13 protein-coding genes are annotated in these 13,815 nt (G+C 62.9%); 5 read left to right on the top strand and 8 right to left on the bottom strand.

The window, feature by feature from the left end:
* Nucleotides 1-5: 5 nt before the first annotated feature.
* Nucleotides 6-158: a hypothetical protein gene (locus GYA95_RS27720; protein WP_015272236.1), complete on the bottom strand. Its 153-nt coding sequence runs from the start codon at nt 156-158 to the stop codon at nt 6-8.
* Nucleotides 159-337: 179 nt separating this feature from the next.
* On the opposite strand from GYA95_RS27720, the gene GYA95_RS24520 reads away from it, so the two are divergent.
* The 4 genes from GYA95_RS24520 (at nt 338) to GYA95_RS24505 (ending at nt 5,825) form a co-directional block, all read left to right on the top strand.
* The gene (locus GYA95_RS24520) at nt 338-787 is read left to right on the top strand and encodes an EVE domain-containing protein (RefSeq protein WP_015272237.1); all 450 of its coding nucleotides are present in this window, start codon (nt 338-340) and stop codon (nt 785-787) included.
* A 247-nt stretch (nt 788-1,034) separates the two neighbouring features.
* A complete protein-coding gene (locus GYA95_RS24515; RefSeq protein ID WP_015272238.1) occupies nt 1,035-1,994 on the top strand; it encodes an HlyD family secretion protein in 960 nt (319 codons plus the stop codon).
* Nucleotides 1,991-4,711, top strand: coding sequence for a ribosome-associated ATPase/putative transporter RbbA (rbbA, locus tag GYA95_RS24510; protein WP_015272239.1), 2,721 nt, complete (start codon nt 1,991-1,993; stop codon nt 4,709-4,711). Before GYA95_RS24515 ends, rbbA begins: the two co-directional genes overlap by 4 nt.
* A gap of 1 nt (nt 4,712) precedes the next feature.
* Nucleotides 4,713-5,825 carry an ABC transporter permease gene (locus tag GYA95_RS24505; protein WP_015272240.1) on the top strand — a complete coding sequence of 371 codons (1,113 nt, stop codon included), beginning with the start codon at nt 4,713-4,715 and terminating at the stop codon, nt 5,823-5,825.
* 159 nt (nt 5,826-5,984) lie between these two features.
* On the opposite strand, the gene GYA95_RS24500 is transcribed toward GYA95_RS24505, so the two are convergent.
* Nucleotides 5,985-6,419: a type II toxin-antitoxin system PemK/MazF family toxin gene (locus tag GYA95_RS24500; protein ID WP_043935993.1), complete on the bottom strand. Its 435-nt coding sequence runs from the start codon at nt 6,417-6,419 to the stop codon at nt 5,985-5,987.
* A 163-nt stretch (nt 6,420-6,582) separates the two neighbouring features.
* A complete protein-coding gene (locus GYA95_RS24495; protein WP_003259380.1) occupies nt 6,583-6,987 on the bottom strand; it encodes a flagellar basal body-associated protein FliL in 405 nt (134 codons plus the stop codon).
* 169 nt (nt 6,988-7,156) lie between these two features.
* Between GYA95_RS24495 and GYA95_RS24490 the strand changes: the two genes are divergently transcribed.
* Nucleotides 7,157-8,134: an NADPH:quinone oxidoreductase family protein gene (locus GYA95_RS24490; RefSeq protein ID WP_015272242.1), complete on the top strand. Its 978-nt coding sequence runs from the start codon at nt 7,157-7,159 to the stop codon at nt 8,132-8,134.
* Between the two features lie 132 nt (nt 8,135-8,266).
* Here the strand turns inward: GYA95_RS24490 and GYA95_RS24485 are convergent, their stop codons facing one another.
* The 5 genes from GYA95_RS24485 to trxA all read right to left on the bottom strand — a co-directional run bounded on the left by GYA95_RS24485 (nt 8,267) and on the right by trxA (nt 13,776).
* Nucleotides 8,267-8,917 carry a gamma-glutamylcyclotransferase gene (locus GYA95_RS24485; protein ID WP_043935995.1) on the bottom strand — a complete coding sequence of 217 codons (651 nt, stop codon included), beginning with the start codon at nt 8,915-8,917 and terminating at the stop codon, nt 8,267-8,269.
* A gap of 245 nt (nt 8,918-9,162) precedes the next feature.
* Nucleotides 9,163-10,131, bottom strand: a complete 969-nt coding sequence (locus GYA95_RS24480; protein WP_015272244.1) for a CDP-6-deoxy-delta-3,4-glucoseen reductase — start codon at nt 10,129-10,131, stop codon at nt 9,163-9,165.
* Nucleotides 10,131-11,597 carry a 4-hydroxy-3-polyprenylbenzoate decarboxylase gene (gene ubiD / locus GYA95_RS24475; protein ID WP_013974733.1) on the bottom strand — a complete coding sequence of 489 codons (1,467 nt, stop codon included), beginning with the start codon at nt 11,595-11,597 and terminating at the stop codon, nt 10,131-10,133. Before ubiD ends, GYA95_RS24480 begins: the two co-directional genes overlap by 1 nt.
* 219 nt (nt 11,598-11,816) lie before the next feature.
* Entirely contained in the window at nt 11,817-13,076 is a 1,260-nt protein-coding gene (gene rho / locus GYA95_RS24470) for a transcription termination factor Rho (protein ID WP_003253661.1), read from the bottom strand.
* A gap of 373 nt (nt 13,077-13,449) precedes the next feature.
* Nucleotides 13,450-13,776: a thioredoxin TrxA gene (trxA, locus tag GYA95_RS24465; protein ID WP_012274768.1), complete on the bottom strand. Its 327-nt coding sequence runs from the start codon at nt 13,774-13,776 to the stop codon at nt 13,450-13,452.
* Nucleotides 13,777-13,815: the final 39 nt, after the last annotated feature.

Genomic DNA, 13,815 nt, shown 5'->3' with positions numbered 1-13,815 from the left:
GGGCATCAACGTTTCGGCTGGCTGGCGTCGACCGGCATCTGATAGGCGTTGTCCAGCTTGCGCTCCCAGATCCCTTGCGCATAACCGGTAGTGACCACACCCAGGCCGAAAATGAACACCAAGACCCACAGCAGATCCGGCTTGTTACGTTGATTCATCGAAGATTGCCCCCCAGGCAAACTGTTCACGCTCGGCAACTTTCTGGGTATTGCCGGAGCATCGCGCTTTAAACGGGGCGCATTTTCCGACAACCTGCGTCTGCACGCAAACCTTGACGCCAACCGGCTGTCGGTTTCGTGCAACAGGTTATTTCAAACCTTTTCAGGAGCAGCACCCCATGGCCTACTGGCTGATGAAATCCGAGCCCGACGAGCTCTCCATTGAAGCCCTCGGCCGGCTCGGCGAAGCGCGCTGGGACGGCGTGCGCAACTATCAGGCACGCAATTTCCTGCGGGCCATGAGCGTTGGCGACGAGTTCTTCTTCTACCACTCCAGCTGTCCGCAGCCGGGCATCGCCGGCATTGCCAGGATCACCCGCGCAGCCTACCCGGACCCAACCGCGCTGGACCCGCAGAGCCCCTACTACGATGCCAAGGCCACGGCCGACAAGAACCCTTGGAGCGCGGTCGATGTGGCCCATGTGCAAACCCTGCCACGGGTGCTGGAGCTGGGCTGGCTGAAACAGCAGACAAGCCTGGCCGAACTGCCGCTGGTGCAGAAGGGCAGCCGCCTGTCGGTAATGCCCGTGACGCCAGAGCAATGGGCGGTGATTGTCGCTTTGCGTTGAAACTGCGGCTAAGGTCAGATCTTGCTGACCGGGGCGGTCCCCTGTAGGAGCGGCCTTGTGTCGCGATGGGGCGCACAGCGGCCCCGGGATATCAGCGTCACCCCATGAATTGCCGGGGCTGCTTTGCAGCCCTTTCGCGACACAAGGCCGCTCCTACAGGGACTGTGGGGGCCTTTGATTGATATCAACACATCGCTCATGGCTGCACGCCATGATGCAGTGTGCATGACCGCAAGGATGCAGACCGATGAACCGATACGCCCCCAGGATCTTCGCCACCGCGCTGATCGCCCTACTCGCAACAGCCGGTGGGCTGGGGTACTGGAAGTCGCTCCACGACCAGTTGCCCGAAGGCCTGAGCATGGGCAACGGCCGCCTGGAAGCCACCGAAGTGCAGATCGCCAGCAAAATCCCCGGCCGCCTGGCCGAAGTGCTGGTCGACGAAGGTGACAAGGTAACTCGCGGCCAGCTGCTGGCGCGCATCGACACCCGTACCATGGAAGCCCAGCGCAGCCAGGCCGAAGCCGAAGTGCTGCGCGCCCGGGAAAACTACGCCGCCGCCCAGGCCAGTGTGCAGCTGCGCCAAAGCGAACTGCTGCTGGCCAGCCAGGAGCTCAAGCGCGTGCGCGAGATCTTCCAGCGCAAATACGCCAGCCAGCAGTTGCTCGACCAACAGCAGGCGCGCTTCGACACGGCCAACGCCGCCGTAGTCGCCGCCCGCGCCCAACTGGCGGCGATCAAGGCCGCCATCGGCGCCGCCGAGGCCCAGGTAGCGCAGCTCACCAGCGAAATCGACGACAGCAGTCTGCGCGCACCGATCAACGGCATCATCCAGCTGCGCCTGGCCGAGCCCGGTGAAGTGCTGGGTGCCGGCGGCCGCGTGCTGATGTTGATCGACCCCAGCGACCAGTACATGAACCTTTACCTGCCCGCCTCCACCAGCGGCCGGCTGACCGTCGGCGACCAGGCACGGATCGTGCTCGACGCCCTGCCCGAGCGGGCGCTGCCGGCGAAGGTTGCCTTTGTCGCGGCCAAGGCCCAGTTCACCCCCAAGCAGGTGGAAACCCGCGACGAGCGGCAGAAGCTGGTGTTCCGGGTCAAGTTGCGCCTGACCGACCCGGGCGCCGTGCCGCAGGCCAAGCCGGGCATGCCAGGCGCCGGCTACGTACGCACGGCTGAGGTGGACTGGCCGGCCAACCTGCAATGAACGCCCCGGCACTGCTGGCCGAGGGTATCAGCCATCGCTACGGCGACCTGGTCGCCTTGCACCCCCTCGGGTTCAGCCTGCCGGCGGGCACCCGCTGCGCGCTGATCGGCCCTGACGGGGCTGGCAAATCGACCCTGCTGGGGCTGATCGCCGGCGTCAAGCGCCTGCAACAGGGCGAACTGCAGGTGCTGGGTGGCTCGATCCGCCAGCGGCGCCATCGCGCGGCGCTGTACCCGAAAGTGGCGTTCATGCCGCAGGGGCTGGGCAACAACCTGTATCCGGAGCTGTCGATCAGCGAGAACATCCGCTTTTTCGCCACCCTGTTCGGCCTCGGCCGTCGCGAATGCGAACAGCGCATGGCCAACCTGCTACAGGCCACCGACCTGCAGCGCTTTGCCGAGCGCCCGGCGGGCAAACTGTCGGGCGGCATGAAGCAGAAGCTTGGCCTATGCTGCGCGCTGATCCACGAGCCGGACCTGCTGATCCTCGACGAGCCGACCACCGGCGTCGACCCACTGTCGCGGCGGCGCTTCTGGGAGCTGGTCGAACAGGTACGCGCACAGCGCCCGCAACTGACCCTGCTGGTGGCCACCGCCTACATGGAAGAGGCTGAACAGTTCGAGCATTGCCTGATGCTCGATGGCGGCCGTCTGCTGGCCGCCGGCCCCAGCCATGAACTGGGCGCAGTCACCCCCAGTGGCAAGCTGGACGACGCCTTCACCCACTACCAGGGCGCGGGCAAGGCACAACACCCTCCGCTCATCATCCCGCCGCGCCCGGCCGCTGACAGCCCGGTCGCCATCGAGGCCCACGACCTGACCCTGCGCTTTGGCGATTTCACTGCTGTGAACAAGGTCAGCTTCGCCATTGGCCGCGGGGAGATTTTCGGCTTCCTGGGCTCCAACGGCTGCGGCAAGACCACCACCATGAAAGTGCTCACCGGCCTGATGCCGGCCAGCGAAGGCAGCGCCAGCCTGCTCGGCCGCCCGGTGGATGCCAGTGACCTGGCCACGCGCAAACGGGTCGGTTTCATGTCGCAGAGTTTTTCGTTGTATGGCGAGCTGAGCACCCGGCAGAACCTCACTCTGCATGCACGCCTGTTCGACCTGCCCAAGGCCGAGAGCGCCCAGCGCATCGACGAGCTGATCGAGCGCTTCGACCTGGTTGCCATCGCCGACCAGCCATCCGGTGCCCTGCCCCTCGGCCTGCGTCAGCGCCTGTCACTGGCGGTAGCGGTGCTGCACCGCCCGGAAGTGCTGATCCTCGACGAACCCACCTCCGGCGTCGACCCGGCTGCCCGTGACGACTTCTGGCGCCTGCTGGTGGAGCTTTCACGCGAGCAGGGCGTGACCATTTTCCTTTCTACCCACTTCATGAACGAAGCCCAGCGCTGCGACCGTATCTCGCTGATGCATGCAGGCCGGGTACTGGCCTGCGACACGCCGGATGCCCTGCAACGCCACTACCAGGGCAACACTCTGGAAGACGCGTTCGTGCGCTGCCTGGAACAGGCTCAGGAACTAGCGCCGCAAGCCACCGACAACACCGTGCTGGAGCAGACCGCCACGCCTGCGCCGACGCTGCGCCAGGGCTTCAGCCTTAGTCGCCTGCTGGCGGTGGCCAGCCGTGAGGGCAAGGAGCTGCTGCGCGACAAGGTGCGCCTGGCCTTCGCCCTGCTGGGGGCGATGTTCATGATGGTGATCTTCGGCTATGGCATTTCACTGGATGTGGAAAACCTCGCCTTCGCCGTACACGACCAGGACCAGAGCCCGCAAAGCCGGGCCTACCTCGAAGCCTTCCGTGGTTCACGCTATTTCGCCGAACAGGCGCCCATCCGCGACACCCGCGAAATGCACCAGCGCCTGCAGCGCTCGGAAATCAAACTGGCACTGGAAATTCCACCCGGCTTCGGCCGCGACCTCTACGCCGGGCGTCAACCGGTGGTGGCCGCCTGGCTCGATGGCGGTATGCCGTTCCGCGCCGAAACCAGCCGCAATTACGTGGAAGCCGTGCACCAGGCCAATCTCGAGCAACTAGCCAAAGCCAGCCCACAGCCGCAGCCGCGCCAGGACCTGGTGCGCCTGGAAACCCGTTTTCGCTACAACCAGGATGTGGTCAGCGTGAACGCCATCGGCCCTGGGGTAATGGCGCTGATCCTGGCCTTCATCCCGGCCATGCTCACCGCGCTAGGTATCGTCCGCGAGAAAGAGCTCGGCTCCATCACCAACTTCTACGCCACACCCCTCACCCGCCTGGAGTTTCTGCTCGGCAAGCAGATGCCCTATCTGGCCGTGAGCCTGGTCAACCTGGCGCTGCTGGTGGCGATGAACCGCTGGCTGTTCGCCGTGCCGCTCAAGGGCAGCGTGCTGGCCCTGGCCTGTGGCGGCGTCGCCTACCTGCTGGCTACCACCAGCCTGGGCCTGTTGATCTCGGCCTTCACCCGCACACAGATCGCCGCCATCCTGGGCACCATGATCATCACCAGCTTGCCGACCATCCAGTTTTCCGGGCTGATCGTGCCACGCTCGTCGCTGGATGGCGCGGCGGCGGTGATGGGCCAACTGTTCCCGGCGGGCTACTTCCTCGATATCGCGGTCGGCACCTTCACCAAGGCGCTGGGACTGCGCGAGCTGTGGCCGCAGTGCCTGATCCTGCTCAGCTTTTTTGCCGTGTTCACCGGCCTGAGCCTGGCCATGCTGAAGAAGCAGGAGGCCTGATATGTCACGCCTGAACCACACCCTGCGTCTTGGCCTGAAAGAGCTGACCAGCCTGCGCCATGACAGCGTGCTACTGCTGTTCCTGCTGTATGCCTTCAGCGTGGCCATCTACATGCCGGCAGCCGGCTCGGTGATCGGCGTGCACAACGCCAGTGTCGCGATGGTGGACGAAGACCACAGCCTGCTATCGCGCAAGCTTGGTGAAGCCCTGCAACCACCCGAGTTCCAGCCCGCCGTGCCACTGGCCCCGCAGCGTCTGGACCAGGCCATGGACAGCGGCCAGTACACCTTCGTGATCAACGTGCCGGTGAACTTCCAGAGCGACCTGCTGGCCGGGCGCTCGCCGGAACTGCAGATCTATGTCGACGCCACGGCCATGAGCCAGGCGTTCATGGGTGCCGGCTACATCGGCCGCATCTTCGAACGCGAGTTGCTCGACTACAGCCAGCGCAGCAACACACAGAGCCCGGTGATAATAAACGCCAAGGCTCTGTTCAACCCCAACCTGGAGGGCGGCTGGTTCCTTGCGGTGATCCAGATCGTCAACAACATCACCATACTGGCGATCATCCTCACCGGCACCGCGTTGCTGCGCGAGCGCGAGCACGGCACCCTCGACCACCTGCTGGTGCTACCGCTGACCGCGCTGGAAATCATGCTGGCGAAGATTGCCAGCAACGCGCTGGTAGTGGTGATCTGTACCTGGATTTCGCTGGTGGTGGTGGTCAAGGGCGCGCTTGGCGTGCCGCTGTCCGGTTCGATGGGCCTGTTCCTGGCCGTGACGGCGCTCTACCTGTTCGTCAGTACCGCACTGGGCATCTTCCTCGCCACCCTGGCGCGCTCGACGCCACAATTCGGCCTGCTGGCGATCCCGGTGATCATCCCGATGCTGTTGCTTTCCGGCGGCAGCACACCGCTGGACAGCATGCCGCAGTGGCTGCAGTGGGTGATGCAGGGGTCGCCGTCGACGCACTTTGTCAGCCTTGGCGCCGCAATTCTGTTTCGTGATGCCGGTTGGACGGTGGTGTGGCCGGACATCCTGGCGCTGGCCGTGATCGGGCTGGTGTTCTTCGGCGTGGCGCTGGCGCGGTTTCGCCGAAGCCTGGCGTCCTGATCCAAATTGGTATCTAGCACAAAGACAAAGGGCGCCTTTCGGCGCCCTACTCACAGACAGGTCGGCTTGTCATCGCCGTACACCTGCCCGGCTCTGTAATTGCTGGTTGAACCAGGATCCGCAGAGTCTTGCAAGCCCCTTACGGGAACGGGCCCATTATCACGCATCGAGCGTTACATTGCCAACAGACTGCACTGTTGCTGGATGTGAGAAACCCAGCGTAAAACCAACAGCAGCCCTCACGGCGGCGAAGTGCTCCGGCCGCATTGTAAAGGTCATGTATTCCCGACCACCGCCCTGGCGCGATCTGATCCGACATCTGTCCAGTCTGGAGGTAGCTACCGTGTAGATCATGTCGCACTTGGCCCAGCATGTCGGGGCCGGGCCAGGCAGATAACTCGGCAGCACAACGTGATGCCTTGTCAGTTGATCCGGTGCGGTGGTGCTCAGTGGGATTATCGTCACCAACTGACGGTTTTGACTGTGCTTGCGAAGAACGACAACGGGGCGCACCTTGATCATTTCAGGCACTTGAAAGCCTGAAAAGTCGCACATCAGTACAGTCGCCTCTTTCGGCTGGTACTTCAAAGGCATTGCCAACACTCTCAAGCAACTGAAGACAAGGCACAATTTAGCTCGGCCTTGGCTTCAGAAACCGAAAACTGGCGGGCTTACAGGAAAGACGGAAAAGTCCTACAACCGTGGTAAGCCTGACTTCAATCCAGCTCACCAGCAATCGACCTCACAATGCTTCAGATCACTGCACGATCAGGTTGTTGAATAGCAGGTCTTCAACGATCGGCTTGCCTTCTTCGGCTTCCATCACCTGCTGCACCTGTTTCAGCGCTTCCTGGCGAAGATGCTCCTTGGCCTCGACGTTGCTCATGCTGTCCACCGACTGTTGGGTGAACAGCGCCACCAGCTGGTTGCGGATCAGCGGCTCGTGGTGCTTCACCGCCTTGGCGGCTTCGTCGCCGGTCACGCGCAGGGCCACGTCGGCCTTGTACACGCGCAGCCGCGGGCTACCGTCGAGGGCGTAGTTGCCCACAAAGGGCGGACTCAGGCTGATGTAGGCGACTTTCGGCGCCCCTTCCTTGGCTTCCTCGCCCATGGCCGCAGCCGGCAGCAGCAGCGCCAGCACCATCAAGATCCACGCTTTCAAGAATTCGCTCCTCAATACAGTTGGTGCCAGCTTACCCAGCATGCCGCTCAAACCCAAGCCCGTGCTTGTGCCGCCACTTATGCCTGCACATCAGGGCGCCCCATGCTCGTTGACCGGGCAGGCGGCCCTCCTACACTTATCGGCCACGACCCGCAAAGGAATAGCCCCGATGAAAGCTGTGTTGTGCAAAACCCTGGGCCCGGCGCGCGACCTGGTGCTGGAAGAGGTAGCCAGCCCGGTGCCGAAGAAAAACGAGATCCTGCTGGATGTGCAGGCCGCAGGGGTCAACTTCCCCGACACCCTGATCATCGAAGGCAAGTACCAGTTCCAGCCACCGTTGCCGTTCTCCCCCGGCGGCGAGGCAGCGGGCGTGGTGGCCGCAGTCGGGGAAAAGGCCGGCGCGTTCAAGGTCGGTGACCGGGTCATGGCGCTGACCGGCTGGGGTGCATTCGCCGAGCAGGTGGCGGTGCCGTTCTACAATGTGTTGCCGATCCCGGCGAGCATGGACTTCACCACTGCCGCGGCATTCGGCATGACATACGGAACCTCCATGCACGCCCTGCGCCAGCGCGGCCAGTTGCAGGCGGGCGAGACGCTGTTGGTGCTGGGTGCGTCCGGCGGGGTCGGCCTGGCGGCGGTGGAGATCGGCAAGGCCATGGGCGCGCGGGTGATCGCGGCCGCCAGCAGTGCGGAAAAACTGGCCGTGGCCAAGGCAGCCGGCGCGGATGAACTGATCGACTACAGCCAGGCCAGCCTGCGTGACGAGATCAAGCGCCTGACCGGTGGCCAGGGCGTAGACGTGATCTACGACCCGGTGGGTGGCGAGTTGTTCGAGCAGGCCGTGCGCGGGCTGGCCTGGAATGGCCGGTTGCTGGTGGTGGGCTTTGCCAGCGGGACCATCCCGCAGCTGGCGGCCAACCTGGTGTTGCTCAAGGGTGCGGCGGTGCTCGGGGTATTCTGGGGGGCGTTTGCCCAGCGTCAGCCGGAGGACAATGCGGCCAACTTCCGGCAGCTGTTTGCATGGCATGCCGAAGGCAAGTTGAAGCCGCTGGTGTCGCAGACTTATCCACTGGCTGAGGCAGGGGCTGCCATTGAAAAGTTGGGGCAGCGTCAGGCTGTGGGTAAGTTGGTGGTGCTGGCCAGGTAAGGATTGAGAAATCTGTTGCCTGTCAGGGCCCTATCGCCGGCAAGCCGGCTCCCACAGGATCTCCACAGTGTCCAAGGCCAGTGGAGTACCTGTGGGAGCGGGCGTGCCCGCGAAGAGGCTGGTGCAGGCCAATCAGACTTCGCGCAGGTTATGGCAGCGCCTGAACCGCGCCTCCAGGTTGCGATCGGGCATCTGGTGGCTGCGCAGGGCATTCAAGGTCTGTTCGACATAATCACGCGTAGTGCCATAGCGCCCCTTGGCACTGGCCAGGATCTGGCTTAGCAGGGTGTCCGGCAGGTTCCCGGCATAGCACGGCAAATGCCGCTCCAGCACGAAACCCAGGGCCTGCACCTTGCTGCCATCACCCAACCGGCAGCTGAGCCAGTGCGGCCGGTACGCCGGGTACGGCATCTCGCGCTGCCACAAGGCCATCAGCGAATCGTCCAGGCTGCTGTCATCCAGCCGGTAGGCAAAACCGCTGCAGGAGCCACCACGGTCCAGGCCGAACACCAGGCCAGGGGTTTCCGGGGTGCCACGGTGCTCATGCGACCACAGGTACAAGCCACGGTGGTAACCATGCACCCGCGCGCGCTGGCGCTCCACCGAGTTGCACTCCGGTCGCCAGATCAACGAACCATAGGCGAACAGCCACACCGGCCCACCCTGATGGCGAGACATGGTTGTCTTCATGGAATTGAACAACTGTTCGCGAGTATGTTGCTGACCGAAGTCGAGTGTCGGTGGATATGAAACTTCCCAGGACATACTTTCAAGTGCCGACATAAGCTGCCGCCATTATCCCTGTGAACTACGGATGTAGCGAGATTCGATTACGATGCGCCCCCAGCCTCTGTACCAAGGGCGCTTGCAGTAACCATAGGACAGAAGTGCAGGAATACTCAAGCCCTCGCGCCAGAGTTTCATCCTCGCTCCCGACGACTGGAAAGTACTGTTTCAGCAACTGTGAAAGTTATTAGCCAAGGCGGTAACAATTACCGCCTTATACCAATACTTTCAAACTCCAGTTATTAGCCGCGCGGTGCGTAGGCAAACACATCGGCACGCATGCGATGCGCATCCATGCCGGCTTCGACCAAGGCGTCGAGCGTGGCATAGATCATGTTCGGCGAGCCGCTGGCATATACATGCACGCTGTTGAGATCGGCGATGTCTTCGCAGACCGCCTCATGCAGCATGCCGCAACGGCCTTCCCAACCGCACAGGTCGCTGACCACCTGGTGCAGGAACAGGTTGGGCAGGCGCTGCCACTCGTCCCAGTGCTCGATCTGGTAGAAGTCCTCGGGCCGACGCACGCCCCAGTACAGGTGCACCGGGTGCTTGAAACCCTGTGCCCGGCAATGCTCGACCAGGCTGTGCATCTGACCCATGCCGGTGCCAGCAGCGATTAGCACCAGCGGCCCATCGGGCAACTCGGCCAGGTGGGTGTCACCGAACGGCATTTCAATGCGCGCCAGGCCGTCGCGCTTGAGCTGCTCGATAAGTTGCAGCGCACTGGGCTCGCGCGCCAGCACATGCAGCTCCAGCTCGCGTCCGGCATGGGGTGCGGAAGCCAGCGAAAACGCCGCCTGCTTGCCGCCTTCGCGCTCGATCATCAGGTACTGCCCCGCGTGATAGCGCGGCGGCCTGCCAGCCGGCGCGCGCAACCGCACGCGCCAGACGTCGCCACCGACCTCGACGCACTCACTGACACTGCACGCCAGTTTGCGCACCGGCAGCTCGCCAAGGGCGAGCACACCATCCCAGAGCAACACGCAGTCCTCCAGCGGTTCGGCAATACAGGTGAACAGCTCGCCATGGTCGAGGACTTCGCCGTCCTGGCGTACCCGGCCTTCGACCAACAACGCGGCGCAGACATGGCAATTGCCATTGCGGCAGCTGTTCGGGCAGTCATAGCCCAGCCGCCGCGCTCCATCCAGGATCCGTTCCCCGGGTTCGAGCGCCAGCACCGCCCCGGACGGCTGCAACGTTACCTGCATCAATCTATTCCCAACTGATCCCACAGCTCATCGATACGGCGGGTGACGGCTTCGTCCTTGACGATGACCCGTCCCCATTCGCGTGTAGTCTCGCCCGGCCACTTGTGCGTGGCATCCAGGCCCATCTTCGACCCCAGCCCGGATACCGGTGACGCGAAGTCCAGGTAGTCGATCGGGGTGTTGTCGATCATCACCGTATCACGCTTGGGGTCCATGCGTGTGGTGATGGCCCAGATCACGTCATTCCAGTCACGGGCATTGATATCGTCATCGGTGACAATAACGAACTTGGTGTACATGAACTGTCGCAGGAACGACCACACACCCAGCATCACGCGCTTGGCGTGGCCCGGGTACTGCTTCTTCATGGTCACCACCGCCATGCGATACGAGCAGCCTTCCGGTGGCAGATAGAAATCGACGATTTCCGGGAACTGCTTCTGCAGGATCGGCACAAACACTTCGTTCAGCGCCACGCCGAGGATCGCCGGCTCATCTGGCGGCCGGCCGGTGTAGGTGCTGTGGTAGATCGGTTTCTGCCGATGGGTGATGCGCTCCACGGTGAACACCGGGAAGCTGTCCACTTCGTTGTAGTAGCCGGTGTGGTCGCCATACGGGCCTTCCGGGGCCATTTCGCCCGGGTGGATCACGCCTTCCAGGATGATTTCGGCGGTGGCCGGTACCTGCAGGTTGCTGCCCCGGCACTTGACCAGTTCGGTGCGGTTGCCACGCAGCAGGCCGGCGAAGGCATACTCGGAGAGGGTGTCCGGCACCGGGGTCACGGCGCCGAGGATGGTGGCCGGGTCGGCGCCCAGGGCCACGGCGACCGGGAACGGCTGGCCAGGGTTCTTCTCACACCATTCGCGGTAGTCCAGGGCGCCGCCACGGTGGCTGAGCCAGCGCATGATGACCTTGTTGCGGCCGATAACCTGCTGGCGGTAGATGCCCAGGTTCTGACGGTCCTTGTTCGGGCCGCGGGTGACGGTAAGGCCCCAGGTGATCAGCGGTGCCACGTCGCCCGGCCAGCAGTGCTGGATTGGCAGAGCGCCGAGGTCGACGTCATCGCCCTCGATGACCACTTCCTGACACACCGCGTCCTTGACCACTTTCGGCGCCATCGACACGACTTTCTTGAAGATCGGAAGCTTGGACCAGGCATCCTTCAGACCCTTCGGCGGCTCGGGCTCCTTGAGGAAGGCCAGCAGCTTGCCGATTTCCCGCAGTTCATCGACCGACTCGGCGCCCATGCCCATGGCCACACGTTCCGGGGTGCCGAACAGGTTGCCCAGCACCGGGATGTCGAAGCCGGTGGGCTTTTCGAACAGCAATGCAGGGCCCTTGGCACGCAAGGTGCGGTCGCAGACCTCGGTCATTTCCAGGACGGGGGAGATCGGAACCTGGATGCGCTTGAGCTCGCCGCGCTGTTCCAGGCCACGGATGAAGTCGCGCAAGTCGCGATACTGCATGCAGAAGCCTCATGTTGGCCGTATCGGTCGGGGGTGCAGAGTGTAGCGCCGTTCAGTACCCAATGGCCAAAAATGACTTGGGGCCGCTTCGCGCCCCATCGCCGGCAAGCCAGCTCCCACAGAGTCCGCACAAGCTTCAAGAGCTGTACAGTACCTGTGGGAGCTGGCTTGCCGGCGATGGGCTGCGAAGCAGCCCCAATCAAATCCGGCCTGAAACGCTTACTTGCGCTTCATCGACAGGAAGAACTCGTCGTTGGTCTTGGTCTGCTTGAGCTTGTCGACCAGGAACTCAATGGCGGCGATTTCGTCCATCGGGTGCAGCAACTTGCGCAGGATCCACATGCGCTGCAGCTCGTCGTCGGCAGTCAGCAGCTCTTCGCGGCGGGTACCGGAGCGGTTGATGTTGATGGCCGGGAACACGCGCTTCTCGGCGATGCGGCGGTCCAGAGGCAGCTCCATGTTGCCGGTGCCCTTGAACTCTTCGTAGATCACTTCGTCCATCTTCGAGCCGGTTTCGACCAGCGCGGTAGCGATGATGGTCAGCGAACCGCCTTCCTCGATGTTACGCGCGGCGCCGAAGAAGCGCTTCGGCTTCTCCAGGGCGTGGGCGTCGACACCACCGGTCAGTACCTTGCCGGAGCTCGGGATCACGGTGTTGTAGGCACGCGCCAGACGGGTGATGGAGTCCAGCAGGATGACCACATCCTTCTTGTGCTCGACCAGGCGCTTGGCCTTCTCGATTACCATTTCGGCAACCTGCACGTGGCGGGTTGGCGGCTCGTCGAAGGTGGAGGCAACCACTTCGCCGCGCACGGTGCGCTGCATTTCGGTCACTTCTTCCGGGCGCTCGTCGATCAGCAGAACGATCAGGTGGCACTCGGGGTTGTTACGGGTGATGTTGGCCGCGATGTTCTGCAACATGATCGTCTTGCCCGCTTTCGGCGGAGCAACGATCAGGCCACGCTGGCCTTTGCCGATCGGGGCGCACAGGTCGATGACGCGGCCGGTCAGGTCTTCGGTGGAGCCGTTACCGGCTTCCATCTTCAGGCGCTTGTTCGGGAACAGCGGCGTCAGGTTTTCGAACAGGATCTTGTTCTTCGCGTTTTCCGGGCGGTCGAAGTTGATGGTGTCGACCTTCAGCAGGGCGAAGTAACGCTCCCCTTCCTTCGGCGGGCGGATCTTGCCGACGATGGTGTCGCCGGTACGCAGGTTGAAGCGGCGGATCTGGCTGGGCGAGACGTAGATATCGTCAGGGCCGGCCAGGTAGGACGCATCAGCCGAACGCAGGAAACCGAAACCATCCTGGAGAATCTCCAGCACGCCGTCACCCGAGATCTCTTCGCCGCTTTTCGCGTGCTTCTTCAGCAGGGCGAAAATCACGTCCTGTTTGCGCGAACGGGCCATGTTTTCGATGCCCATCTGTTCGGCCATTTCCAAAAGATCGGTAATCGGCTTTTGCTTGAGTTCAGTCAGGTTCATAAGGGGAATGACGTAATCATGTAAGAAGGGAGAATTAAGCTTCTGGCTTAATGAGGCCGCGCCGCTAGATGGCGACAAGATCGCGTACTGATTCGAATTAGGGATGCTTCGGCGACGGCGTGTAGAGGGCACTGGAGAAGCAGTGCGAGGCCGAATGTAACACTTGCTTTTTTCTGCGTCTAGTGGTTTTGCCCTGCCATTTTCAGCTGCAACACACCTGCCCGTAGGAGCAGCCTTGTGCTGCGAAGAGGCCATCAACCGCAGCGACAACGTCAGCCTTACCGGCCCTTTCGCAGCACAAGGCTGCTCCTACATGGGCAAGACTGCCTTTGCAGAGGCAAAAAAAACCCCGCATCTGCGGGGCTTTTTTACATCACAGGTGGGCGTCGAGGAACGCGGCCAGCTGCGATTTGGACAGGGCGCCGACCTTGGTGGCTTCGACGTTGCCGTTCTTGAACAGCATCAGCGTCGGGATACCACGCACGCCGTGCTTGGCCGGGGTTTCCTGGTTCTCGTCGATGTTCAGCTTGGCGACGGTCAGCTTGCCCTCGTAGGTGGCAGCGATGTCGTCCAGAACCGGAGCGATCATCTTGCATGGGCCGCACCATTCAGCCCAGTAGTCGACCAGCACCGGGCCTTGAGCCTGCAGTACGTCGGCTTCGAAGCTGGCGTCGGTGACGTGTTTGATTTTGTCGCTCATGGAAATCTCCAAGGTCGTAAGCAATAAAAAACGTTGCCC

It is taken from the genome of Pseudomonas asiatica (assembly GCF_009932335.1).
GTDB lineage: Bacteria > Pseudomonadota > Gammaproteobacteria > Pseudomonadales > Pseudomonadaceae > Aquipseudomonas > Aquipseudomonas asiatica.
This window is presented reverse-complemented; position numbering and strand designations above follow the sequence as displayed.

Coding starts and splice junctions, on each gene's coding strand:
- rbbA (WP_015272239.1), top strand. CDS start 1,991: ATGAACGCCCCGGCACTGCTGGCCGAGGGTATCAGCCATCGCTACGGC.
- rho (WP_003253661.1), bottom strand. CDS start 13,076: ATGAACCTGACTGAACTCAAGCAAAAGCCGATTACCGATCTTTTGGAA.
- ubiD (WP_013974733.1), bottom strand. CDS start 11,597: ATGCAGTATCGCGACTTGCGCGACTTCATCCGTGGCCTGGAACAGCGC.
- GYA95_RS24480 (WP_015272244.1), bottom strand. CDS start 10,131: ATGCAGGTAACGTTGCAGCCGTCCGGGGCGGTGCTGGCGCTCGAACCC.
- GYA95_RS27720 (WP_015272236.1), bottom strand. CDS start 158: ATGAATCAACGTAACAAGCCGGATCTGCTGTGGGTCTTGGTGTTCATT.
- GYA95_RS24490 (WP_015272242.1), top strand. CDS start 7,157: ATGAAAGCTGTGTTGTGCAAAACCCTGGGCCCGGCGCGCGACCTGGTG.
- trxA (WP_012274768.1), bottom strand. CDS start 13,776: ATGAGCGACAAAATCAAACACGTCACCGACGCCAGCTTCGAAGCCGAC.
- GYA95_RS24500 (WP_043935993.1), bottom strand. CDS start 6,419: ATGCCTTTGAAGTACCAGCCGAAAGAGGCGACTGTACTGATGTGCGAC.
- GYA95_RS24515 (WP_015272238.1), top strand. CDS start 1,035: ATGAACCGATACGCCCCCAGGATCTTCGCCACCGCGCTGATCGCCCTA.
- GYA95_RS24485 (WP_043935995.1), bottom strand. CDS start 8,917: ATGTCGGCACTTGAAAGTATGTCCTGGGAAGTTTCATATCCACCGACA.
- GYA95_RS24520 (WP_015272237.1), top strand. CDS start 338: ATGGCCTACTGGCTGATGAAATCCGAGCCCGACGAGCTCTCCATTGAA.
- GYA95_RS24505 (WP_015272240.1), top strand. CDS start 4,713: ATGTCACGCCTGAACCACACCCTGCGTCTTGGCCTGAAAGAGCTGACC.